This window comes from Caldisericum sp., from assembly GCA_022759145.1.
Lineage (GTDB): Bacteria > Caldisericota > Caldisericia > Caldisericales > Caldisericaceae > Caldisericum.
Genome location: JAEMPV010000064.1, coordinates 1 through 18,746, shown reverse-complemented (window position 1 = coordinate 18,746; position 18,746 = coordinate 1). Strand labels below are relative to the sequence as shown.

Genomic DNA, 18,746 nt, shown 5'->3' with positions numbered 1-18,746 from the left:
TCCGTGAAGGTGGTAAAACTGTAGGTGCTGGAGTTATTACAAAGGTTATTGAGTAAAGGAGTGTGAAAAAATGAAGAAGGATCGTTTAAGAATTAGATTAAAAGCATTTGACAACAAGATTCTTGATCTTTGGGCAGCAAAAATTGTCGAAGTAGCAAAATCAAATGGTGCAACAGTTTCAGGGCCAATCCCACTGCCTACAAAGAGAACTGTTTTTAATGTTTTGAGAGCACCTAACATAGATAAAGACTCTCAAGAGGCATTTGAAATTTGCGTGCATAAGAGGTTGATTGAAATTATTGACGCTACACCCGAAATTACACAGAAGTTAGCGAATATGGATATACCTCAGGGTGTGGAAGTTGAGATTAAGATTTAATGGAGGTTGTTATGGCAAAGGGAATTTTAGGACTTAAAGTAGGAATGACTTCCGTTTACCTTGGGGACACTGTGGTACCCGTAACAGTAATTCAAGCGGGTCCTTGTACAATTGTTGATAAAAAGACAAAAGATACTCACGGATATGATGCAGTAGCCCTTGGTTTCTTAGAAGTTAAGCCAGAAAAATTAAACAAACCTATGAGAGGTTTCTTTGAAAAGCGAGGACTTAAGCCCTTTAGATTCTTAAAAGAAGTAAGGGATATGGAGGGTGAAGTTGGTGAAACTATTACTGTTGAGGCTTTTAAAGATGTAAAGTATGTTAAAGTAACAGGCACTTCTATGGGTAAAGGCTTCCAGGGTGTTGTCAAGCGTTGGGGTTTTGGAGGTTGGCCAAGGACACACGGACACGAAGCAGAAAGGCGTCCTGGTTCTATTGGTCAGCGTGCAACCCCAGGTAGAGTATTTAAAGGTATGAAGATGGCAGGTCATCTTGGAAATGAAACTGTAACTGTGAGGAACCTCGAGGTTGTTAAAGTTATACCCGAGAAAAACCTTATTCTTGTAAAGGGAAGTGTTCCTGGACCTGACAAGGGCCTGCTCCTTATTAGAGCATAGGAGGATTGAAATGAAGAGTAATGTAATTGATGTTAAGAATAATACAGTTGAGTCTCTTGAACTTCCTGATGATTACTTTGCAAGAGAAGTTAAAAAACATCTCATATATGAGGCAGTCCAAAGGTATCTTGCAAATAGAAGAAGGGGAACCGCTGATACAAAGGAAAGAGGAGATGTAAGTTACAGCACCAAGAAAGTTAGACCCCAGAAAGGACTTGGTCGTTCAAGACAAGGTGCAAGAACTTCTAACATATGGAAGGGTGGGGCTGTTGCATTTGGACCACACCCCAGAGACTTCTCAAAGAAGATGAACAAAAAAGAAATTGATGCTGCAATCTTTTCTGCATTAACTGCTCGATTTAACGACGGTGATGTTCATATCCTTAGTAATGTAAAGCTATCTGGAAAGACAAAAGAAGCGATGGAAATTCTTAAGAGAGTTCAGGAAACATTGAATAAAGACCTTGGAGATGTTCTGTTTGTGTATTCAGAAGAGAACGGCGAAGTGGAAAGGGCTTTAAGAAATGTTCCAACTGTTAAGCCTCTTAATTATAAGTTCCTCAATGCATACGACCTTATGGTTTTTGATTCCATTGTAATGTCAAAAGAGGCAGTTCTTGGAATTGAAGGGTGGTGGAAATAATGGAGACTTATGAAATCTTAGTAAGACCTTTAATCACTGAAAAGACAACAAAGCAAATGGCACAGGGAAAGTACACTTTTGTCGTGCATGAAGATGCAAATGTCCAGATGATTAAAAAAGCTGTTGAAGAAGCCTTTAATGTTAAGGTAAAGGATGTAAATATTGGGAAAGTTTTTGGGAAGAAGAAGAGAGTTCGATATAACTATGTTAGGACTCCTTCATATAAAAAGGCAATCGTGACACTCTATCCAGGTTATAAGATAGATGTCATTCAGAATGTTTGATGGAGGTAGAATATGGGTTTAAAAGTTTATAAACCAGTAACCCCAGGCCTTCGTGGTAAAACAGTTGTAAACCACAAAGAGACTATTACAAAAACTGAACCTGAAAAGTCTCTTGTTGAAGGTTTGAGAAAAGAAGGCGGAAGAAATAACACAGGTAAGATAACTGTAAGGCATAGAGGCGGTGGAAACAAGCGCCTTTATAGAATTATTGATTTTAAGAGAGACAAGGATGGTATTCCTGCAAAAGTAACATCAATTGAGTATGACCCCAATCGTTCTGCTTATATTGCTCTTTTAACATACGCTGATGGCGAGAAGAGATATATAATTGCACCACTTGGGCTTAAGGTTGGAGACACTGTAATGTCAGGACCTAATGCCGAAATAAAAGTTGGTAATGCTTTGCCTCTTAAGAACATTCCTCTTGGAACATTTATTCACAACATTGAACTTATTCCCGGAAGAGGTGGCCAAATTGCAAGGTCAGCAGGAGCAGGTGCACAGTTAATCGCAAAAGAAGAAGAATACGCCCAGATAAGAATGCCTTCGGGCGAGATCAGAAAAATAAGACTTGAATGCAAAGCAACGATCGGACAGGTTGGTAATCTTGACCATGAAAATGTTAACCTTGGTAAGGCTGGACACAAGAGACATCTCGGTATTAGACCAACTGTTAGAGGTTCTGCAATGAACCCTGTTGACCACCCGCATGGTGGTGGAGAAGGTAAGGCTCCTATTGGTCATCCTGGTCCTCTTACGCCTTGGGGTAAACCAACTCTTGGTTACAAGACGAGAAAGAAGAAGAATCCTTCCGATAAATACATCATTAAGAGGAGGAAATAATTATGGGAAGAACTGGTAAGTGGGTTGATCCCAAACTTCTTGAAAAGATTAGAAAAATGAATGAAAAAGGTGAAAAGAAGGTTATTAAGGTTTGGTGTAGACGCTCTACTATTACAGAAGAAATGGTAGGGCACACAATAGCAGTCCACAACGGAAAAACACACATTCCTGTTTATATTGTGCCTGATATGGTTGGACATAAGTTGGGCGAGTTTGCTCCTACCCGTACATTCCACGGTCACAGAGCACCAACTGCTCGTGTTATCACGAAGACATAAGGAGGTTCTTGAATGGAAGCATATGCTATTGAAAGACACCTAAGGCTCTCTGCAAGTAAGGCAAGGCTTGTTGCAGAGTTGATAAAGGGTAAATCGGTAACCGAAGCAAGAGCAATTCTTAAGGCTCTTCCACATAAGGCTGCTCGTTACTTAGAAAAGGCACTTGATTCTGCAGTTGCAAATGGTGTAAATAACTTTAAAATGGATGAGGACCTTATGTATGTTGACAAAATATTTATAGATGCAGAAGGACCTCTTAAAAGAGTTCTTCCAAGAGGATTTGGCAGGGCGGATATAATTCGAAGGCCGGTAAGCCAGATCAAGATAATTGTGAAAGAGAAAGAGGAGGTTTAATGTGGGACAGAAAACTCATCCTTATGGTTTTAGGTTAGGAATAACCAAAGACTGGTGGAGCAAATGGTACTCCCCAAAGAAGGACTACTCTTCCTATTTACTTGAGGACTTTAGAATTAGAAAAGAATTTAAATCTCTTGGTTTTAATGCTGCAATCTCAAAAGTCGAAATTATAAGAAAAGGAACCTCAGAGTTAAGAGTCGTAATTCATACGGCTCGTCCTGGAATGCTTCTTGGAAAGAAGGGTTCTGAAGTTAGTAAACTCGAGGATATGGTGAAAAAGGTAATCGACCACAAATACGATAATTTAAAGGTTGATATAAGAGAAGTAAAGCATCCCGAAATTGATGCAGAACTTATTGCACAAAACGTTGCCCAGAGGCTTGAGCAGAAAACACCACACAAAAGAGCTATTAAGCAAGCAATCACGAGAGCAATGAGGTCAGGCGCTCAGGGAATAAAAGTTCAAGTTTCTGGAAGGCTTGAAGGTGCAGAAATTGCAAGAACTGAATGGTTTAGGGAAGGAAGAGTACCACTACAAACACTCGATGCAGATATTGACTATTCAGAAACTATTGCAAAGACAAAATTTGGAGTCATCGGAGTAAAGGTTTGGGTTTATAAAGGTACTGCTAAAGAGCCCTTGTTCTTTGCTTCATAATTGGAGGTGAAACTATGTTAATGCCAGAAAGAGTAAAGTATAGAAAGATGCATAGAGGTAGAACAAAAGGAAGATCAAAAGGCGCTACCTCAGTGCATTTTGGTGAATATGGAGTCCAGGCACTTGAACCAGGCTGGATTTCCTCAAGGCAGATTGAGGCTTGCAGGTTGATACTTATTTCAGCAGTAAGAAAGAGCGGAAAGCTTTGGATAAGAATTTTCCCTGACAAATCTGTTACAAAGAAGCCAGCAGAAACGAGAATGGGCGGCGGAAAAGGTGATGTTGACCATTGGGTTGCAGTAGTTAAACCTGGAAGAGTTATGTTTGAGTTTTCTGGAGTTGATAGAGAAACTGCAGAATCACTTGTCAAGCAAGTAGGACATAAACTTCCAGTTAAGGTAAGAATGCTTACCTTAGAGGAGGAATAATTATGAAGATTCAACAGATTCGTGATATGACTGACCAAGAAATAGAAAATACTTTAAAGACTTTAAGGAAAGAACTCTTTAACTTGAGGTTCCAACTTGCTACTCATCAACTTCATAATCCTGCAAGGATTAGAATAGTAAAGAAGGATATTGCAAGACTTCTTACAGTAAAAAGAGAACGTGAGTTAAAGAAGGAAGAGGTGTAAAAATGGGAAAGAAAGAACTTGTTGGTGTAGTTGTTAGCACCTATATGAAAACCGCTGTAGTAAAAGTAGAACGAATTACCCATCATCCTCTCTACTTGAAGCAGATTAAGACCTTTACAAAATATTATGCTCATGATGAGAACAATCAAGCAAAAGTTGGAGACACCGTGAGAATTAGACAAACTCGTCCTTTAAGTAAACTTAAAAGATGGAGAATTGTTGAAATTTTGGGTGGAGGTGAATAATGGTTAGACAATATTCACGATTAGTGTGTGCAGATAATACAGGTGTAAAAGAAGTTTCTATTATAACTGTTCTTGATGTGGGACACAGACCAACCGGGACTGTTGGTGATAGAATTGTTGCAACAGTTAAGAAAGCTGTTCCCAATAGTCCAATTCCAAAAGGAACAATTGTAAAAGCAGTTATTGTTAGAACTAAATATCCTATTAAAAGAGAAGATGGAAGTATTATAAGATTTGATGATAATGCATGTGTCATACTTGATAACGAAGGAAATCCCAAGGGGACACGTGTGTTTGGTCCAGTTGCAAGGGAAATAAGGAAGAAGGGCTATGTTAAAATTGCCTCCCTTGCACCTGAAGTTCTGTAGGAGGAAGCGTTATGAATAAGGTTAAATATCTTGATATTAAAAAGGGAGACCTTGTGGTTGTTATTGCAGGAAAGGACAAGGGAAAACAGGGAAAAGTTTTGAAGACTATCCCAGAAGAGGGAAAGGTAATAGTGGAAGGCGTTAATATGCAAACTCATTTCCTTCGTCCAACCCAGGATATGCCGCAGGGCAAAATAACCAAGAGAGAAGGACCAATTTTTGCTCACAAGGTAATGGTTATATGCCCGCATTGCCACACAAAGACAAGAGTCTCTCATAAGATTCTCGAAGATGGCAGTTCCGTAAGAGTATGCAGGAATTGCCATGAAGTTATTGATAAGATTTAAGAGGTGAGTGTATGGGAAAGAAAGTGACTTTTAAATTGGATAGCAAACTTGAAAATTTGCTAAGCGAAAAACTGCCTCAGTCACCTTTGAAATTGAAGTATGAAACTGAGGTTAAGAAAAAGATGATGGAAAAGTTTGGTTATAAGAATGTTATGCAGGTTCCGAAAATCGTTGCAATTGCAGTTAACCGTGGTATAGGTGAAGCAAACGAAAATCCTTCAGCTCTTGAGAAGAGTGTTCAGGAATTCATACTCATTACAAGGCAGAAGCCTGCAGTTGCAAGAGCAAAAAAATCAATTGCATCATTCAGGGTTAGGGAAGGTTCCCCAATTGGAGTGAGAGTTACATTAAGGGGCAACAAGATGTATACCTTCTTTGAAAAACTCATTAATTCTGCACTTCCAAGGATTAGAGACTTCAAAGGTCTTTCTCCTAATTCCTTTGATGGTAGAGGAAATTATACATTCGGCATAAAAGAACAACTCATATTCCCGGAAATTGAATACGATATGGTTGATAAGGTTAGAGGATTTGATGTGACGATTATAACAACTGCAAAAACAGATGAGGAAGCAAAGGCTCTTTTAGAGTTTATGGGCTTCCCGTTCAGAAAGAATTAGAGGTGAGATATGGCAAGAAAGGCAATGATTGAAAAAGCAAAGAAACCTCCAAAGTTTAAAGTAAGACAGCATAATAGATGTAAGATCTGCGGAAGACCCCGTGCTTATTATAGCAAATTTGGACTTTGCAGGTTGTGCTTGAGAAAACTTGCTCTTAAAGGCGAACTTCCTGGTGTTAAGAAAGCAAGTTGGTAAGGAGGAAGAATATGATAAACGATTTAGTATCCGATGTCCTTGTAAGAATAAAGAACGGAAGCGATGCAAGACACAAGTTCGTAGTCGCACCTTCCTCTAAGGTTGTTCTTGGTATTTTAAAAGTCCTCAAAGAAGAAGGTTTTATAAAGGATTTTGAGTCAATTCAGATTGATGGGAAACCTTTTGTTAAAATTCACCTCAAGTATGGACCAAACAAAGAACCATCAATTTTGGGTATCAGAAGAGTAAGCAAGCCTGGAAGAAGGATATATGTAAAAAAAGACGAATTGCCGAAAGTCTTTGATGGTTTCGGTATAGCGATTATATCCACTCCCCAAGGTATTATGAGTGACAAAATGGCTCGTAAACTTGGGCATGGTGGCGAAGTTGTCTGCTTTGTGTGGTAGGAGGTGCTTATGTCGAGAATAGGAAAAATGCCAATACCAATTCCTCAAGGGGTTACTGTGAACATCCTTGATGGGAACGTGGTTGAAGTAAAAGGCCCGAAGGGAACTTTAAAAAGAGAGTTCCATCCGGATATGAAAATTGAAATCGTTGATAATAGTATAGTTGTTAAGAGAAATTCAGATAAACCTTTCTATAAAGCTCTTCACGGAACAACAAGGGCTCTTCTCAATAATATGGTCGTTGGAGTTACAAATGGCTTCTCTAAGAGACTTATTATAAACGAGAAGACCTATAAAGGTGAAGTAAAAGGAAGAAAGGTTCAATTCGAATTAGGGTATAGCCACCCGATTTTAATGGATATTCCAGAAGGACTCAATGTAGCGATAGAAGGAAACGTAATAACTGTCTCTGGTATTGATAAAGAACTTGTAGGTGCTTTTGCCCAGAAGATAAGACACCTTAGGAAAGTTGATCCTTACAAAGTTAAGGGAATTATCTACGAAGGTGAAAAGATCAGGCGTAAAGCCGGTAAGACTGTAGCTTCTGGAAAGTAAGGAGAGTGGACTATGATTAAGATAACACCAAGAAACGAATTAAGAAAAATTAGGCACAAGCGAATTAGAAGGAAAGTTGCTGGGACTGCTTCTAAGCCAAGACTTTCCGTCTATATCAGTTTAAAACATGTTTACGCACAACTCATTGACGATGAGACTGGCAGGACTCTTGTTTCTGCATCTACACTTGATAAGGAACTTAAAGAAACATTAAAAGAAAAAACTCTTACTGAAAAAGCAAAAGCAGTTGGCAAATTGATTGCAGAAAGAGCACTTGCAAAAGGTATCTCTGAAGCCGTATTTGATAGAGGCGGATACCAGTATCACGGTAGAGTTAAAGCCCTTGCTGATGAAGCAAGGAATGCAGGACTCAAATTTTAGTAGGAGGGTCATGTGGCTACGATGGATAGAAGAACAGCAGAAGTGAAAGAATTTGAAGAGTCAATTCTTCAAATCGATAGAGTTTCAAAAGTAGTAAAAGGTGGAAAAATTTTGCGTTTCAGAGTTGCAGTTGTTATTGGAGACAAGAAGGGTAGAGTTGGTGTTGGAATTGGAAAGGCAAGAGAAATTCCATCTGCAATTCAAAAGGCAATAAGCGATGCAAAGAGGAACCTTGTTACCGTTCCTTTGAAAAATAATACGATTCCCATGAGAATAACTGCTAAGAAAGACACTGCTCATGTGTTCCTTGCACCAGCAGTTCAGGGAACAGGACTTGTTGCAGGGAGAGTTGTGAGAATGATTGCAGAAAAAGCAGGTGTTCAAGATTTACTCTCCAAGTCTCTTGGCTCATCGAACCCATTAAACGTTGCCCAGGCGACATTGAAGGCGTTTAGTGATATGGAAAAGATCATGAGGGTGAACGATCTCCGAAAGGCAAAAGAAGGAGGCAAAGATGAAGGTAAATGATCTCAAACCAAAGGCTAACTCAAAGAAGGAGAAGACCAGAGTCGGTCGTGGAAATGGTTCTGGCAAGGGTACATACTCTACTTATGGCTGCAAGGGACAAAGGTCCCGTTCAGGTGGAGTTAAAGCAAAAGGTTTTGAAGGCGGTCAAACTCCTATTTATAGAAGACTTCCTAAATATAAAGGATTCAAGCCTTTAGAAAGAGAAGAATATATTGAGGTTAATGTTGATAATCTTGAGAAAATTGCAGGAAACGAAAAAGAGATTAATTTGAATGAACTCCTTGGAGGTCCTGTTAAAGTTTTGGGAAGAGGGGAAATAAGTGTTTCTCTCGTTGTTAAAGCCTCCAAATTCTCAAAGCAAGCAAAAGAAAAGATAGAAAAAGCACAAGGGAAAGCCGAGGTAATCTAATATGTGGGAAACGATTAGAAGAGCGTTTAAGTTAAAAGAGTTAAGACAGAGAATTTACTTTACTCTCTTCTTATTCATCCTTTTCAGGCTTGGAACCTACATCCCAGTAGTAGGCATTGATAGAACGCAAATTGCAAATCTTCTTTCACAGGGTGGATTCCTAGCTTTGATGGACTTATTCTCTGGCGGTGGTTACACTAACTTCTCAATCTTTGCTCTTTCAGTTTTCCCATACATTAACGCATCGATTATCCTACAACTTCTTTCCTATGTAATCCCTTCTCTTGAAGCACTTGTAAAGGAAGGCGGAGAAGAAGGGCAACGGAAAATGGCTCAGTACACAAGATACCTTACAGTGGCTCTTGCAGCACTGCAGGCATTCTCTGTAATCGTTATTTTCAGGAATTACCTTGTCAATCAAAGCATACTTCTTAAACTTGTAATTATGGCAAGTCTTATTGCAGGGTCTTACCTTGTTTTGTGGCTTGGTGAGATAATGACGGAAAGAGGTATTGGCAATGGTGTTTCTCTTATAATTTTTGCAGGAATTATAAGTAGAATCCCTGTAAGTTTTGTTGAAATTGGTGAAAAATTATCAGCAGGTGCTGTAAGTATTGCAAGTGTTATAGGTGAATTTCTTGCATTCCTTGTCCTTCTTGTTCTTGTTATTTTTGCATACCAGTCGGAGAGACGTATTCCCGTGCAGTATGCAAAGAGAATTGTAGGAAGAAGAGTATACGGCGGACAAACAACATATATACCTTTAAGACTTGTCCAGGCGGGCGTTTTACCGATTATCTTTGCGGTTTCCTTTATGGCATTTCCCGCAACAATAGGACAGTTTTTCCCGAATTCGTGGTTTACTAAGCACATAGCGACACCCATCTTTGGTACACCAACAAGTATATGGTATAACCTAATTTACTTCTTCCTCATTGTCGGGTTTACATTCTTCTATACGGAGATGACTTATGACCCGATCAAGTTAGCAGACGACCTTAAAAAATACGGAGGCTTCATTCCTGGTATTAGACCTGGTGAATCAACTGCCCAGTATATTGCCTCAGTATTAAGAAAAATTACGCTTCCCACATCCATTTTCCTTGGGCTTGTTGCAATCATTCCAAACCTTGTATTCAGAAGAATGACCATTACTTCATTTGTTTTTGGTGGAACATCGCTTCTTATTATTATAGGTGTTGCTCTTGAAACTATGAGAGAGGTTGAAGCATATCTCCTTATGAGACAATACGAGGGCTTTTTGAGATGAAGAAACACCTTGTTCTTCTTGGTCCCCCAGGGGCTGGAAAAGATACACAAGGTAAAATTCTTTCAACTAAGTTGAATATACCAATGATTTCTTCAGGTGATCTTGTAAGAAAAGAGATAAACGATAAAACTGAGTTTGGTTTGAAATTTAAAGAACTTACTGAAAATGGAAATCTTGTTCCTGATGATTTTATGAACGATTTTTTTGCACACGTACTTGACAATTTTGAACTCAAAGATGGCTTCATCTTAAACGGATTTCCCCGTACAATAAAGCAAGCGGAATTTCTCGATGAGTATCTAAAGAAAAGAAATGCAAGCATTGATCTTGTGCTTTTCCTTAACACAGATTTTGATACGCTTGTAAAAAGGCTATCAGGAAGAAGAATATGCAGAAATTGTGGTGCAGTGTATAATGTATTTTTCTCTCCTCCAAAGAAAGATGGCATTTGCGATGTATGTGGCGGAGAATTAATACAACGTGAAGATGATAAAGTTGATGCGGTTAAAACGAGAATCTCAGTGTATCTTAAGGATACCGAGCCGCTTCTTGATTTTTACGAAAAAAAAGGTATACTTAAAAGTTGCGATGCTAATAACTCCCCTGAAGTTGTTACAAATGTTTTGTTAGAGGCTATTAATGATTGTGATTAAAACAAGAGACGAAATTGAAAAAATGAGAAAATCTGGTAAAATATTAAGATTGGTGTTAGATATGGTTAAAGAAAAAATTGAACCAGGTATAAAAACAATAGAACTTGACAAAGCAGCAGAGGATATGATTTATAAACTAGGTGGAGTCCCTGCTTTTAAGGGGTATAGAGGGTTTCCTAACTCACTTTGTATCTCCATAAACGATGAAGTTATACACGGGATTCCAGGGGAGAGAATTATCAAAGATGGTGACGTTGTTAAAGTTGATGGTGGAGTTATTCTTGATGGATACTATTCGGATGCTGCATTTACGAAGATTGCAGGTACTCCGAAAAGTGATACTGATGTAAAATTGGTTGATATTGTTGAAAAGGCGTTTTTTGAAGGTATTTCTGCAATAAGTGTTGGTGCTCATCTGTATGATATTGGATATAGAATACAGAAATTTGTAGAAGGTAACGGGTTCTCCGTTTTGAGAGATTATACAGGGCATGGTATTGGAAGAAATCTCCATGAAGATCCTTCTGTTCCGAATTATGGTAAACCGGGAACAGGGATTATGTTGAGAGCAGGCATGACTCTTGCAATCGAACCGATGATAACTGCTGGAAGTTACAGGGTCTACACTGATAAGAATGGTTGGACTGTAAAAACTGTAGATGGTTCTAACAGTGCACATTTTGAGCATACGATTGCGATTTTTGAAGATCATGTTGAACTTCTTACAGAATAGGGAGGATTTTCATGGGTAAGGATCAGGTAATTGAAGCAGAGGGCGTTGTTGTTGAAACTCTTCCCGGGACAATGTTTAAAGTGAAACTTGCAAACGGGAAAGTAGTACTCGCAACTATAAGCGGTAAAATGCGCCTTAATTTTATAAAAATTTTACCGGGAGATAGGGTAAAATTGGAATTTAGTCCTTATGACCTTACTAAGGCACGAATTGTTTATAGACTTTAGAAAGGAGAGATACAATGAAAGTAAGAACATCTGTTAAAAAAATGTGTCCAAAATGCAAGATAGTAAGAAGAAGGGGTAAGCTTATGGTAATTTGCGAAAACCCTAAACATAAACAAAGACAAAAGTAGGAGGTGAACTTTGGCACGTATAGCAGGCGTTGATTTGCCGAGAGAAAAAAGAGTTGACATAGCACTTACCTATATTTACGGAATAGGTAAGCACAATTCATTAGATGTTTTGAAAGAAGCAAATGTTCCCTTGAAAAAGGTGAAAGATTTAACCCCCGAGGAGATAAAAGCAATCGAGGATGTAATAAGAGAAAAGTATGTTGTTGAAGGTGATTTGAGAAAAATCATCGCAAACAACATTAAAAAACTTATTGAAATAAATTGCTACAGAGGGATTAGACACAAGAGAGGCTTACCTGTAAGAGGTCAGAGAACAAGAACTAATGCAAGAACAAGAAAAGGTCCAAAGAAGACTGTTGGATCTGTTAGAAAGAGTGCGTAAGGAGGTAAGATGAAAAAAGGAAAGACGAGTTCTAAAAAGAAAGTACAAAAGATAGCAGGTACTGCTAAAGTGTACATAAATTCTACTTTTAATAATACAATTGTTACAGTTACAGATGAGCAGGGCAATGTTGTATGCTGGTCATCTGCTGGAAGCAATGGTTTTAAAGGAACAAAGAAGGGAACACCATTTGCGGCACAAGTTGCAGCCCAAAAAGCAGCAGAGGAAGCAATTAACCTTGGAGCAAAAAGAGTTTCTGTACTCGTAAAGGGCGGCGGTCCTGGTAGAGAAGTTGCTATTAGAGCGCTTCAGTCTGCAGGATTACAGATTGAGGAGATAAAGGATATTACTCCTATTCCTCATAACGGTTGCAGACCGAGAAAATTAAGAAGGGTATAGGGAGGTTTGAGATGGCAGTATATAATGGACCCCTTTGCAGGATTTGTAGAGCACAACAGAAAAAACTTTTCTTAAAGGGAGATAAGTGCTACACAAAGAGTTGTCCTCTTGAAAAAGGTAGAGGAATTCCAGGTCAAAAGCAAGTTGTTCTCCATATGAACAAACCTACTGATTATAAGTTCCATTTGATGGAGAAACAAAAGGTAAAGGCAATGTACGGAGTCCTCGAAAGACAATTCAGAAGATATTTTGACATAGCGATAAGACAGAAGGAGATTCCGACTGGTGATAAATTGCTCGAACTTCTCGAAAGAAGATTGGATAATGTAGTATACAGAATGGGTTTTGCTCCTAATAGACGTGCAGCAAGACAAATTGTTTCTCACGGGCATATCCTTGTGAATGGTAAGAAAGTTAATATTCCATCAGTTATACTTAACAAGGGTGATGTTGTAGAGGTAAAGGAATCTTCAAGGCAAATTCCAGTAATCAAGGCTTCGCTCGAAGAGAGAAATACCTTCCCTAATTGGGTTGAAGTTAATAAGGATTCATTTAGAGGTGTTGTGAAGGAACTTCCTAACATTAAAGAACTTGCACTTGATGTCAATCCTACTTTAATCGTAGAATTGTACTCCAAGTAATAAGGAAGTGATAAAATGTGGCGATTAGAGAGTATTTCGCTTGAAGTTTTGAAGGAAGAAGGAAATTACGGGGAGTTCAAATTTTCTCCTCTCGAGAGTGGTTTTGGATTGACCCTGGGAACTGCTATAAGGAGAACTCTCCTTAGTTCAATTGAGGGAGTTGCTCCTGTAGGTATCTATATCGATGGTGTAATCCACGAGTTCTCTACCATCGAGGGAGTTGTGGAAGATGTTGAAGAGATAATTCTAAATGTTAAGAAACTCGTTATCTCAATGGAAGCTATAGATAAAACAGTTCTCAGGTTCGAAAAAACCGGTGTTGGTGAATTAAAAGCCTCCGACCTTATACATACAAGCGAAGTAACCATACACAATCCAGATTTACATATAGCAACAATTTCTTCTTCTAAAGGCAGGCTTTCTGGTGAAATATACATAAGAAGAGGCAAAGGATATCTGCTTGAAGAGGCAGTGGAGAAGTTAGAGGATTTTCCACAGATAGTTATACCTATCGATGCTAATTTTTCTCCTGTGCTTAAAGCAACTTTCAGAGTTGAGCCCACAAGATTTGAAGAATCAGTAGACTTTGACGCCCTTATTCTTGGTATTCAAACAAAGGGCAATAAATCACCAAGACAATGCCTTGTAGAAGCGATAAATGTGCTTCTTGACTATTCAAATGCCTTTACAAAATTACTAAATGGTAAGAAACTGAGTGATATATCAGATGAAGTAAAAAACATGAAGGTTGAAGAATTAAATCTTCCCGAGAGGGCATATAATGTCCTTGTAAAAAATAACATAAATACGGTTGGTGATTTGATTAAATATTCAGCAAAAGACTTATTAAACCTCGAGAAATTCGGTGCCGCTTCTCTTAAGAGTGTTGAGGAAGCACTGAACAAGTTAGGTTTAAAACTAAAAGAGTAGGAGGTCGCTTATGAATCACGGAATAGCGCTTAGAAAATTGGGCTTTTATCCAAGTTATAGAAAAAGTGTTTTAAGAAATCTTGCAACTTCCCTTATTCTGAATGGTAGAATCGAAACAACAGAGGCAAGGGCAAAAGAAGTTAGAAGAATTGTTGATAAACTCATAACAAAAGCGAAAGACGACAACCTCAATACAAGAAGGTATGCACACTCTGTATTGTTCGATAAAGAGGCAGTTTATAAGCTCTTCGAACTTGCAAAAGAGTACAAAGATAGACCAGGCGGCTATACAAGGATTTTGAAACTTGCTAAATTTAGGCGTGGAGATGGCACTCCCCTTGTTATTATTGAACTCGTTAAAGAATAATAGCACATGCTTGAATTTCGTAGTGTCTCCTTCTCTTACGGTGGAGACAGCCCCCTTGTCCTTAAGGATGTTAGCTTTACTCTTAAGAGAGGGGAGTTTATATCAGTAATTGGCTCCAATGGTTCAGGAAAATCTACCATAGCCCGTCTTGCAAACGGGCTTTTATTATCTTCTGAGGGAGATGTTTTCTTAGAAGGAAAGTCCCTTAAGGATTTTGATGTTAATAGAATTGCAAAGTTTAAGGTAGGAGTTGTTTTTCAAAACCCTGATAACCAGTTTGTAGGTATTACAGTAGAGGACGACCTTGCCTTTGGGCTTGAAAATATGGGGCTTGATAGGTCAGAAATTAGAGAAAGAATTCTTGATATTGCAGATAAACTCAATCTAAAGACTTTTTTGCATTTTCCACCGACACTCCTCTCCGGAGGAGAAAAGCAAAAAGTAGCACTTGCCTCTGTTTTGGTTCTTGAACCTGACTTTATAGTTTTTGACGAGGTTACATCCCTTCTCGATCCTGTAAATAGAAGGAATACCTTAAAATTGATTTTAAAAATGGGAGAAGGGAAGGGAATACTTTATATAACTCATCATCCAGAAGAAACAGTTTTTTCAGACAATATAATAGTTCTTAACGATGGACGTATTGTTAAAACTGGAACGCCTTACGAAGTTTTTAGCGATATAGAATTTCTTTCAAGTGTTAATGTATCAAATTTGAATGAGGCGATACTTTCGAAAAAACTTCTCGACAAGAAAATCGTTAATAGGTTTTCTCTTGATTTAAATGAAATTGTAAATGAACTATGCTCGAATTGAATAATATTTCGGTAACTTACGATCCACATACTAAGTTTAAAAAAGAAGCCCTGAAAGACTTAAGCCTTAAGATTTATGAAGGAGAGAGGGTTGCAATAGTTGGGCGAATTGGATCAGGAAAATCTACTTTAATTGAGGTGATGAGTGGTTTACTCAAGCCTACGAGTGGTGAAGTGATTATCGATAGTCTCAACATAACAAAAAACAAAGTCCCAAGAAAAGAAATAGTTAAGCATATAAGCGTTGTATTCCAGCATCCCGAAACACAATTTTTTGCAGAGACTGTGTTTGATGAAGTTGCCTATGGGGCAAAAAATATCGGTGTTGAAGGGAATAAGATTAAAGATGTTGTTCTTAATGCACTCACAGAAGTTGGCCTTGATGAAAGTTATCTGGGTAAATCTCCATTTGAACTATCTGGAGGCGAGAAAAGAAGAGTAGCCATAGCAAGTGTTATAGTTATAAATCCTAAATACCTTATTTTAGATGAGCCGACATCTAATTTAGACTTTGGGGGGAAATCAAGCATTATTTCATATTTGGAAAATAGAATCTCCAAAGGGAGGACGCTTATTTTTGTAACACATAATATGGATGAAGCCTTTTTGCTTTCCGAAAGGCTTATAGCAATAAATGAAGGTACGGTTGTTTATGATTCAGATACCCTTTCCTTTTTTGAGAATGCAGAACTTGTAGAAAAAATAGGACTTGAATTACCGTTCTTCCCCAAGATAAAGAAACTTTTAAAGAAATGCTATCCGGATTTTCCTGACTGTAAAACTTTTGACTGTATCGTAGATTATCTTACGAGGATTCGAAAATCTTAAAATGGCTAAGTTCTATTTTGGTCAGTTTCAGTATACGCAGTCGTTCTTCCACAAATTAAATCCAACCCTAAAGATAATTTTAATATTCTATCTCGTTATTTTGCTCTTTTTTCTCAAAACTATACAATCGTATTTAATTTTTCTTATATTTACGGTTTTGCTTGTTGCGCTTTCAAAGGTATCCATACAATCGGTTTTATCCTCATTTAAGCCAATAATATTTTTGCTTCTCTTTACGCTTTTTTTCCAACTCTTTTTTACTCCAGGCAAAGTTGTTGTTAACTTGAAGGTCCTAAAGATTACTCAAGAGGGCATAAATATCTCCATATATATTGCAATCAGGCTTATTATTCTCACTATGCTTACATTTTTGTTAACTTCTACTACCACTACTACAGACCTTGCAATGGGCTTTAGAAATGTAATCCTTCCTCTCCGTGTTTTTAGATTCCCAGTCGAGGAGCTTTCTTTAATGATTTCTATATCTCTTCAGTTTGTACCAATTTTGTTTGAAGAAGCTGACAGAATAATGAAGGCACAAATGGCAAGAGGTGCTGACTTCGAAAGCGGAAATTTATTTATGAGGGCAAAAAGTTTCCTTCCGGTGATTCTTCCTCTCATTCTGAACGCTTTTAATAGAGCAGACCAACTTGCAATGGCAATGGAGTCAAGGGGTTTTATTTTAGGGATGAAGAGAACTTCTTACAGGGTAAGCAAGTTTGGTAAAAATGAGGTAATTGCGATAGTTTTTGTTGCTCTCTTTACTATTCTTCTTTTCTTTTTGGAGGTGAAATCCCATGCATAACTATTTATTGAGAATTCAGTATGTTGGAAGAAATTTTTCTGGATTTCAGAAACAGTCAAATCATCCCGAAGATGAAAAGACTGTTCAAGGAGAAATTGAAAAGGTGTTGAGGACAGTCCTTAGAGAGCAGGTGAATACTTATGGAGCAGCACGGACAGATGCAGGAGTTAATGCTTTAAATCAATATCTTAATTTCTATTATAGTGAATCCGTCGATCCTGATTGGCTTAAAAATAAGATGAATCATCTTCTTTTTGATAAAGGTATTTTCGTTAAAGAAGTTAAAGAAGTTCCCGAGACATTTCATGCAAGGAAAAGCGCAAAGAGTAAAGTTTATGCTTATATTGTATCTTCTGACCTTGAAAAGTCTATGTTTCTAATGCCATATGTTTATATCTATAGAGAACCTATTGATATGAATATGCTGAAAATTGCACTCGATGGACTCAAGGGAAAGCATGATTTTTCAATTTTTGCTAATTTTGACAAGTCGAAAAAGGATAGGAATAACATTTGCGAAATTTTCGATACAGGTTTCATTGTTAAGGATTCAATTATCATACTTTATTTTCACGGTGATAGGTTTTTGTATCATATGGTAAGGAGAATGGTATATTATGTCCTCAAAGGCGCGCAGGGATATATTGATACGCGTATCCTTCTTAACCCGTTTGCCTTTGGAAACAAGGTGCCTTTTACAAGACAGGTTCTTCCTCCAGAGCCACTGTTTTTGGTTAATGTGATTTATTAATAAAAATTTTCTCTTATGAGCAATTTTATTCTTGACTAAATTAAAAATTTTGGTATTATTATACGGATATGTAAATTTAGGAGGATGTGAATATGATGAAAATAACTAAGTTTGTTAAGCCTTACGAAGTAAATAAGAAATGGGTACTTATAGATGCAGAAGGTGAGTCTATTGGTAGAGTTGCTGCTGTTGCTGCATCAATTTTAAGAGGAAAACACAAGGCAACGTTTACTCCTAATGTAAATATGGGAGATAATGTTATTGTAATAAATGCCTCCAAAGTAAAAGTAACTGGAAGAAAACTTACAGATAAAATTTACAACAAGCATACAGGTTATGTGGGTAATATGCAATCTTACACCTTAAGAAATATCTTAGAAAGAAAGCCCGAGTTCCTTATTACTCATGCTGTTAAACTAATGCTTCCAAAGAATAGACTTGGAAGGAAAATGATCAATGGGCTCAAGGTTTATAGCGATGCAAATTATCCAAAGGAATTTAAAGTAGAACGTGTTATTACACTTTCTAAGGAGGAATAATGGATAAGGTAATTTTGGCGGTTGGAAGAAGAAAAACTTCGGTTGCTCGGGTTGTTTTAACTCCTGGAACAGGAAAAGTCCGAGTTAATGGAAGAGATGTAAACGAGTATTTCAATGTAAAGTCTCTTTTACCCGAAGTCTTTAAACCTCTTGAGATAACGAACTTAAAAGACAAATTTGATATTAGAGCAAATGTAGAAGGCGGAGGGTTCAGGGGGCAGGCCGACGCAATTAAACTTGGTATTGCCCGTGCGCTTCTCAAGATCGATGAATCATTAAGACCTGTTCTAAAGAGCGAAGGCCTTCTTACAAGAGACCCGAGGGAAAAGGAAAGAAAGAAATACGGTTTGCACTCTGCAAGAAAAGACCGTCAGTACAGGAAGAGATAACCGAAAGAACATTTTTTCCAGTTTTAAGGGGCGAAAGCCCCTTTTTATTTTTTTGCTTTTTAGTTATTATATATTGAATTTGAATACTTTCCGGAGGTATATATGGTAAGAGTTCGTTATGCACCCTCTCCAACAGGAGAG

The 18,746-nt window shown here is 37.8% G+C and carries 36 protein-coding genes; all 36 read left to right on the top strand.

Features of this window, described 5'->3' with window-relative positions; all coding sequences use genetic code 11:
- Nucleotides 1-70: 70 nt before the first annotated feature.
- Nucleotides 71-379 carry a 30S ribosomal protein S10 gene (gene rpsJ, locus JHC30_04700; GenBank protein ID MCI4463453.1) on the top strand — a complete coding sequence of 103 codons (309 nt, stop codon included), beginning with the start codon at nt 71-73 and terminating at the stop codon, nt 377-379.
- A gap of 11 nt (nt 380-390) precedes the next feature.
- A complete protein-coding gene (gene rplC / locus JHC30_04695; GenBank protein MCI4463452.1) occupies nt 391-996 on the top strand; it encodes a 50S ribosomal protein L3 in 606 nt (201 codons plus the stop codon).
- A 10-nt stretch (nt 997-1,006) separates the two neighbouring features.
- The gene (rplD, locus tag JHC30_04690; protein ID MCI4463451.1) at nt 1,007-1,639 is read left to right on the top strand and encodes a 50S ribosomal protein L4; all 633 of its coding nucleotides are present in this window, start codon (nt 1,007-1,009) and stop codon (nt 1,637-1,639) included.
- Nucleotides 1,639-1,923, top strand: coding sequence for a 50S ribosomal protein L23 (rplW, locus tag JHC30_04685; GenBank protein MCI4463450.1), 285 nt, complete (start codon nt 1,639-1,641; stop codon nt 1,921-1,923). The genes rplD and rplW overlap by 1 nt, the downstream gene beginning before the upstream one ends.
- A gap of 12 nt (nt 1,924-1,935) precedes the next feature.
- Entirely contained in the window at nt 1,936-2,766 is an 831-nt protein-coding gene (rplB, locus tag JHC30_04680; GenBank protein ID MCI4463449.1) for a 50S ribosomal protein L2, read from the top strand.
- Between the two features lie 2 nt (nt 2,767-2,768).
- On the top strand, nt 2,769-3,044 hold the full coding sequence (gene rpsS, locus JHC30_04675) for a 30S ribosomal protein S19 (GenBank protein MCI4463448.1): 276 nt from the start codon (nt 2,769-2,771) through the stop codon (nt 3,042-3,044).
- Between the two features lie 12 nt (nt 3,045-3,056).
- The gene (gene rplV, locus JHC30_04670; protein ID MCI4463447.1) at nt 3,057-3,398 is read left to right on the top strand and encodes a 50S ribosomal protein L22; all 342 of its coding nucleotides are present in this window, start codon (nt 3,057-3,059) and stop codon (nt 3,396-3,398) included.
- Between the two features lies 1 nt (nt 3,399).
- The gene (rpsC, locus tag JHC30_04665) at nt 3,400-4,059 is read left to right on the top strand and encodes a 30S ribosomal protein S3 (GenBank protein ID MCI4463446.1); all 660 of its coding nucleotides are present in this window, start codon (nt 3,400-3,402) and stop codon (nt 4,057-4,059) included.
- A gap of 14 nt (nt 4,060-4,073) precedes the next feature.
- A complete protein-coding gene (gene rplP / locus JHC30_04660; GenBank protein ID MCI4463445.1) occupies nt 4,074-4,487 on the top strand; it encodes a 50S ribosomal protein L16 in 414 nt (137 codons plus the stop codon).
- Between the two features lie 2 nt (nt 4,488-4,489).
- Entirely contained in the window at nt 4,490-4,693 is a 204-nt protein-coding gene (gene rpmC, locus JHC30_04655; protein MCI4463444.1) for a 50S ribosomal protein L29, read from the top strand.
- 2 nt (nt 4,694-4,695) lie between these two features.
- Nucleotides 4,696-4,938: a 30S ribosomal protein S17 gene (gene rpsQ, locus JHC30_04650; GenBank protein ID MCI4463443.1), complete on the top strand. Its 243-nt coding sequence runs from the start codon at nt 4,696-4,698 to the stop codon at nt 4,936-4,938.
- Nucleotides 4,938-5,306 (top strand): 50S ribosomal protein L14, encoded by a 369-nt coding sequence (gene rplN, locus JHC30_04645; protein ID MCI4463442.1) that lies wholly within the window; start codon nt 4,938-4,940, stop codon nt 5,304-5,306. Before rpsQ ends, rplN begins: the two co-directional genes overlap by 1 nt.
- An 11-nt stretch (nt 5,307-5,317) precedes the next feature.
- On the top strand, nt 5,318-5,653 hold the full coding sequence (locus JHC30_04640) for a 50S ribosomal protein L24 (GenBank protein MCI4463441.1): 336 nt from the start codon (nt 5,318-5,320) through the stop codon (nt 5,651-5,653).
- Between the two features lie 56 nt (nt 5,654-5,709).
- Complete coding sequence (gene rplE, locus JHC30_04635; GenBank protein ID MCI4463440.1) at nt 5,710-6,273, top strand: 50S ribosomal protein L5; 564 nt, start codon at nt 5,710-5,712, stop codon at nt 6,271-6,273.
- Between the two features lie 9 nt (nt 6,274-6,282).
- On the top strand, nt 6,283-6,468 hold the full coding sequence (locus tag JHC30_04630) for a type Z 30S ribosomal protein S14 (GenBank protein ID MCI4463439.1): 186 nt from the start codon (nt 6,283-6,285) through the stop codon (nt 6,466-6,468).
- Nucleotides 6,469-6,479: 11 nt separating this feature from the next.
- Complete coding sequence (rpsH, locus tag JHC30_04625) at nt 6,480-6,875, top strand: 30S ribosomal protein S8 (protein MCI4463438.1); 396 nt, start codon at nt 6,480-6,482, stop codon at nt 6,873-6,875.
- A gap of 9 nt (nt 6,876-6,884) precedes the next feature.
- Nucleotides 6,885-7,430 carry a 50S ribosomal protein L6 gene (gene rplF, locus JHC30_04620; GenBank protein MCI4463437.1) on the top strand — a complete coding sequence of 182 codons (546 nt, stop codon included), beginning with the start codon at nt 6,885-6,887 and terminating at the stop codon, nt 7,428-7,430.
- A 12-nt stretch (nt 7,431-7,442) separates the two neighbouring features.
- Nucleotides 7,443-7,811, top strand: coding sequence for a 50S ribosomal protein L18 (locus JHC30_04615; GenBank protein ID MCI4463436.1), 369 nt, complete (start codon nt 7,443-7,445; stop codon nt 7,809-7,811).
- Between the two features lie 21 nt (nt 7,812-7,832).
- Nucleotides 7,833-8,339, top strand: a complete 507-nt coding sequence (gene rpsE / locus JHC30_04610) for a 30S ribosomal protein S5 (protein MCI4463435.1) — start codon at nt 7,833-7,835, stop codon at nt 8,337-8,339.
- The gene (gene rplO / locus JHC30_04605) at nt 8,326-8,748 is read left to right on the top strand and encodes a 50S ribosomal protein L15 (GenBank protein MCI4463434.1); all 423 of its coding nucleotides are present in this window, start codon (nt 8,326-8,328) and stop codon (nt 8,746-8,748) included. Before rpsE ends, rplO begins: the two co-directional genes overlap by 14 nt.
- Nucleotide 8,749: 1 nt before the next feature.
- Nucleotides 8,750-10,018 carry a preprotein translocase subunit SecY gene (gene secY / locus JHC30_04600; GenBank protein MCI4463433.1) on the top strand — a complete coding sequence of 423 codons (1,269 nt, stop codon included), beginning with the start codon at nt 8,750-8,752 and terminating at the stop codon, nt 10,016-10,018.
- A complete protein-coding gene (locus JHC30_04595; GenBank protein ID MCI4463432.1) occupies nt 10,015-10,671 on the top strand; it encodes an adenylate kinase in 657 nt (218 codons plus the stop codon). Before secY ends, JHC30_04595 begins: the two co-directional genes overlap by 4 nt.
- The gene (gene map, locus JHC30_04590; protein ID MCI4463431.1) at nt 10,658-11,404 is read left to right on the top strand and encodes a type I methionyl aminopeptidase; all 747 of its coding nucleotides are present in this window, start codon (nt 10,658-10,660) and stop codon (nt 11,402-11,404) included. The genes JHC30_04595 and map overlap by 14 nt, the downstream gene beginning before the upstream one ends.
- 11 nt (nt 11,405-11,415) lie before the next feature.
- A complete protein-coding gene (infA, locus tag JHC30_04585) occupies nt 11,416-11,631 on the top strand; it encodes a translation initiation factor IF-1 (GenBank protein ID MCI4463430.1) in 216 nt (71 codons plus the stop codon).
- A gap of 14 nt (nt 11,632-11,645) precedes the next feature.
- A complete protein-coding gene (gene rpmJ, locus JHC30_04580) occupies nt 11,646-11,759 on the top strand; it encodes a 50S ribosomal protein L36 (protein ID MCI4463429.1) in 114 nt (37 codons plus the stop codon).
- A 10-nt stretch (nt 11,760-11,769) separates the two neighbouring features.
- Nucleotides 11,770-12,141 (top strand): 30S ribosomal protein S13, encoded by a 372-nt coding sequence (rpsM, locus tag JHC30_04575; GenBank protein MCI4463428.1) that lies wholly within the window; start codon nt 11,770-11,772, stop codon nt 12,139-12,141.
- A 9-nt stretch (nt 12,142-12,150) separates the two neighbouring features.
- Nucleotides 12,151-12,540, top strand: coding sequence for a 30S ribosomal protein S11 (rpsK, locus tag JHC30_04570; protein ID MCI4463427.1), 390 nt, complete (start codon nt 12,151-12,153; stop codon nt 12,538-12,540).
- 11 nt (nt 12,541-12,551) lie between these two features.
- Entirely contained in the window at nt 12,552-13,181 is a 630-nt protein-coding gene (gene rpsD, locus JHC30_04565) for a 30S ribosomal protein S4 (GenBank protein ID MCI4463426.1), read from the top strand.
- Between the two features lie 15 nt (nt 13,182-13,196).
- Nucleotides 13,197-14,111: a DNA-directed RNA polymerase subunit alpha gene (locus JHC30_04560; GenBank protein ID MCI4463425.1), complete on the top strand. Its 915-nt coding sequence runs from the start codon at nt 13,197-13,199 to the stop codon at nt 14,109-14,111.
- Between the two features lie 10 nt (nt 14,112-14,121).
- Nucleotides 14,122-14,478 (top strand): 50S ribosomal protein L17, encoded by a 357-nt coding sequence (gene rplQ, locus JHC30_04555; protein ID MCI4463424.1) that lies wholly within the window; start codon nt 14,122-14,124, stop codon nt 14,476-14,478.
- Between the two features lie 6 nt (nt 14,479-14,484).
- Nucleotides 14,485-15,294, top strand: coding sequence for an ATP-binding cassette domain-containing protein (locus tag JHC30_04550; GenBank protein MCI4463423.1), 810 nt, complete (start codon nt 14,485-14,487; stop codon nt 15,292-15,294).
- Nucleotides 15,282-16,121, top strand: coding sequence for an ATP-binding cassette domain-containing protein (locus tag JHC30_04545; GenBank protein ID MCI4463422.1), 840 nt, complete (start codon nt 15,282-15,284; stop codon nt 16,119-16,121). The genes JHC30_04550 and JHC30_04545 overlap by 13 nt, the downstream gene beginning before the upstream one ends.
- 1 nt (nt 16,122) lies before the next feature.
- On the top strand, nt 16,123-16,926 hold the full coding sequence (locus JHC30_04540; protein ID MCI4463421.1) for an energy-coupling factor transporter transmembrane protein EcfT: 804 nt from the start codon (nt 16,123-16,125) through the stop codon (nt 16,924-16,926).
- The gene (gene truA / locus JHC30_04535; protein ID MCI4463420.1) at nt 16,919-17,677 is read left to right on the top strand and encodes a tRNA pseudouridine(38-40) synthase TruA; all 759 of its coding nucleotides are present in this window, start codon (nt 16,919-16,921) and stop codon (nt 17,675-17,677) included. Before JHC30_04540 ends, truA begins: the two co-directional genes overlap by 8 nt.
- Nucleotides 17,678-17,769: 92 nt before the next feature.
- On the top strand, nt 17,770-18,216 hold the full coding sequence (gene rplM / locus JHC30_04530) for a 50S ribosomal protein L13 (protein ID MCI4463419.1): 447 nt from the start codon (nt 17,770-17,772) through the stop codon (nt 18,214-18,216).
- Complete coding sequence (gene rpsI / locus JHC30_04525) at nt 18,216-18,605, top strand: 30S ribosomal protein S9 (GenBank protein ID MCI4463418.1); 390 nt, start codon at nt 18,216-18,218, stop codon at nt 18,603-18,605. The genes rplM and rpsI overlap by 1 nt, the downstream gene beginning before the upstream one ends.
- Nucleotides 18,606-18,746 lie beyond the last annotated feature (141 nt).

Coding starts and splice junctions, on each gene's coding strand:
- rpsJ (MCI4463453.1), top strand. CDS start 71: ATGAAGAAGGATCGTTTAAGAATTAGATTAAAAGCATTTGACAACAAG.
- rplC (MCI4463452.1), top strand. CDS start 391: ATGGCAAAGGGAATTTTAGGACTTAAAGTAGGAATGACTTCCGTTTAC.
- rplD (MCI4463451.1), top strand. CDS start 1,007: ATGAAGAGTAATGTAATTGATGTTAAGAATAATACAGTTGAGTCTCTT.
- rplW (MCI4463450.1), top strand. CDS start 1,639: ATGGAGACTTATGAAATCTTAGTAAGACCTTTAATCACTGAAAAGACA.
- rplB (MCI4463449.1), top strand. CDS start 1,936: ATGGGTTTAAAAGTTTATAAACCAGTAACCCCAGGCCTTCGTGGTAAA.
- rpsS (MCI4463448.1), top strand. CDS start 2,769: ATGGGAAGAACTGGTAAGTGGGTTGATCCCAAACTTCTTGAAAAGATT.
- rplV (MCI4463447.1), top strand. CDS start 3,057: ATGGAAGCATATGCTATTGAAAGACACCTAAGGCTCTCTGCAAGTAAG.
- rplP (MCI4463445.1), top strand. CDS start 4,074: ATGTTAATGCCAGAAAGAGTAAAGTATAGAAAGATGCATAGAGGTAGA.
- rpmC (MCI4463444.1), top strand. CDS start 4,490: ATGAAGATTCAACAGATTCGTGATATGACTGACCAAGAAATAGAAAAT.
- rpsQ (MCI4463443.1), top strand. CDS start 4,696: ATGGGAAAGAAAGAACTTGTTGGTGTAGTTGTTAGCACCTATATGAAA.
- rplN (MCI4463442.1), top strand. CDS start 4,938: ATGGTTAGACAATATTCACGATTAGTGTGTGCAGATAATACAGGTGTA.
- JHC30_04640 (MCI4463441.1), top strand. CDS start 5,318: ATGAATAAGGTTAAATATCTTGATATTAAAAAGGGAGACCTTGTGGTT.
- JHC30_04630 (MCI4463439.1), top strand. CDS start 6,283: ATGGCAAGAAAGGCAATGATTGAAAAAGCAAAGAAACCTCCAAAGTTT.
- rpsH (MCI4463438.1), top strand. CDS start 6,480: ATGATAAACGATTTAGTATCCGATGTCCTTGTAAGAATAAAGAACGGA.
- rplF (MCI4463437.1), top strand. CDS start 6,885: ATGTCGAGAATAGGAAAAATGCCAATACCAATTCCTCAAGGGGTTACT.
- JHC30_04615 (MCI4463436.1), top strand. CDS start 7,443: ATGATTAAGATAACACCAAGAAACGAATTAAGAAAAATTAGGCACAAG.
- rpsE (MCI4463435.1), top strand. CDS start 7,833: ATGGATAGAAGAACAGCAGAAGTGAAAGAATTTGAAGAGTCAATTCTT.
- rplO (MCI4463434.1), top strand. CDS start 8,326: ATGAAGGTAAATGATCTCAAACCAAAGGCTAACTCAAAGAAGGAGAAG.
- secY (MCI4463433.1), top strand. CDS start 8,750: ATGTGGGAAACGATTAGAAGAGCGTTTAAGTTAAAAGAGTTAAGACAG.
- JHC30_04595 (MCI4463432.1), top strand. CDS start 10,015: ATGAAGAAACACCTTGTTCTTCTTGGTCCCCCAGGGGCTGGAAAAGAT.
- map (MCI4463431.1), top strand. CDS start 10,658: ATGATTGTGATTAAAACAAGAGACGAAATTGAAAAAATGAGAAAATCT.
- infA (MCI4463430.1), top strand. CDS start 11,416: ATGGGTAAGGATCAGGTAATTGAAGCAGAGGGCGTTGTTGTTGAAACT.
- rpmJ (MCI4463429.1), top strand. CDS start 11,646: ATGAAAGTAAGAACATCTGTTAAAAAAATGTGTCCAAAATGCAAGATA.
- rpsK (MCI4463427.1), top strand. CDS start 12,151: ATGAAAAAAGGAAAGACGAGTTCTAAAAAGAAAGTACAAAAGATAGCA.
- rpsD (MCI4463426.1), top strand. CDS start 12,552: ATGGCAGTATATAATGGACCCCTTTGCAGGATTTGTAGAGCACAACAG.
- JHC30_04560 (MCI4463425.1), top strand. CDS start 13,197: ATGTGGCGATTAGAGAGTATTTCGCTTGAAGTTTTGAAGGAAGAAGGA.
- rplQ (MCI4463424.1), top strand. CDS start 14,122: ATGAATCACGGAATAGCGCTTAGAAAATTGGGCTTTTATCCAAGTTAT.
- JHC30_04550 (MCI4463423.1), top strand. CDS start 14,485: ATGCTTGAATTTCGTAGTGTCTCCTTCTCTTACGGTGGAGACAGCCCC.
- JHC30_04545 (MCI4463422.1), top strand. CDS start 15,282: ATGCTCGAATTGAATAATATTTCGGTAACTTACGATCCACATACTAAG.
- JHC30_04540 (MCI4463421.1), top strand. CDS start 16,123: ATGGCTAAGTTCTATTTTGGTCAGTTTCAGTATACGCAGTCGTTCTTC.
- truA (MCI4463420.1), top strand. CDS start 16,919: ATGCATAACTATTTATTGAGAATTCAGTATGTTGGAAGAAATTTTTCT.
- rplM (MCI4463419.1), top strand. CDS start 17,770: ATGATGAAAATAACTAAGTTTGTTAAGCCTTACGAAGTAAATAAGAAA.
- rpsI (MCI4463418.1), top strand. CDS start 18,216: ATGGATAAGGTAATTTTGGCGGTTGGAAGAAGAAAAACTTCGGTTGCT.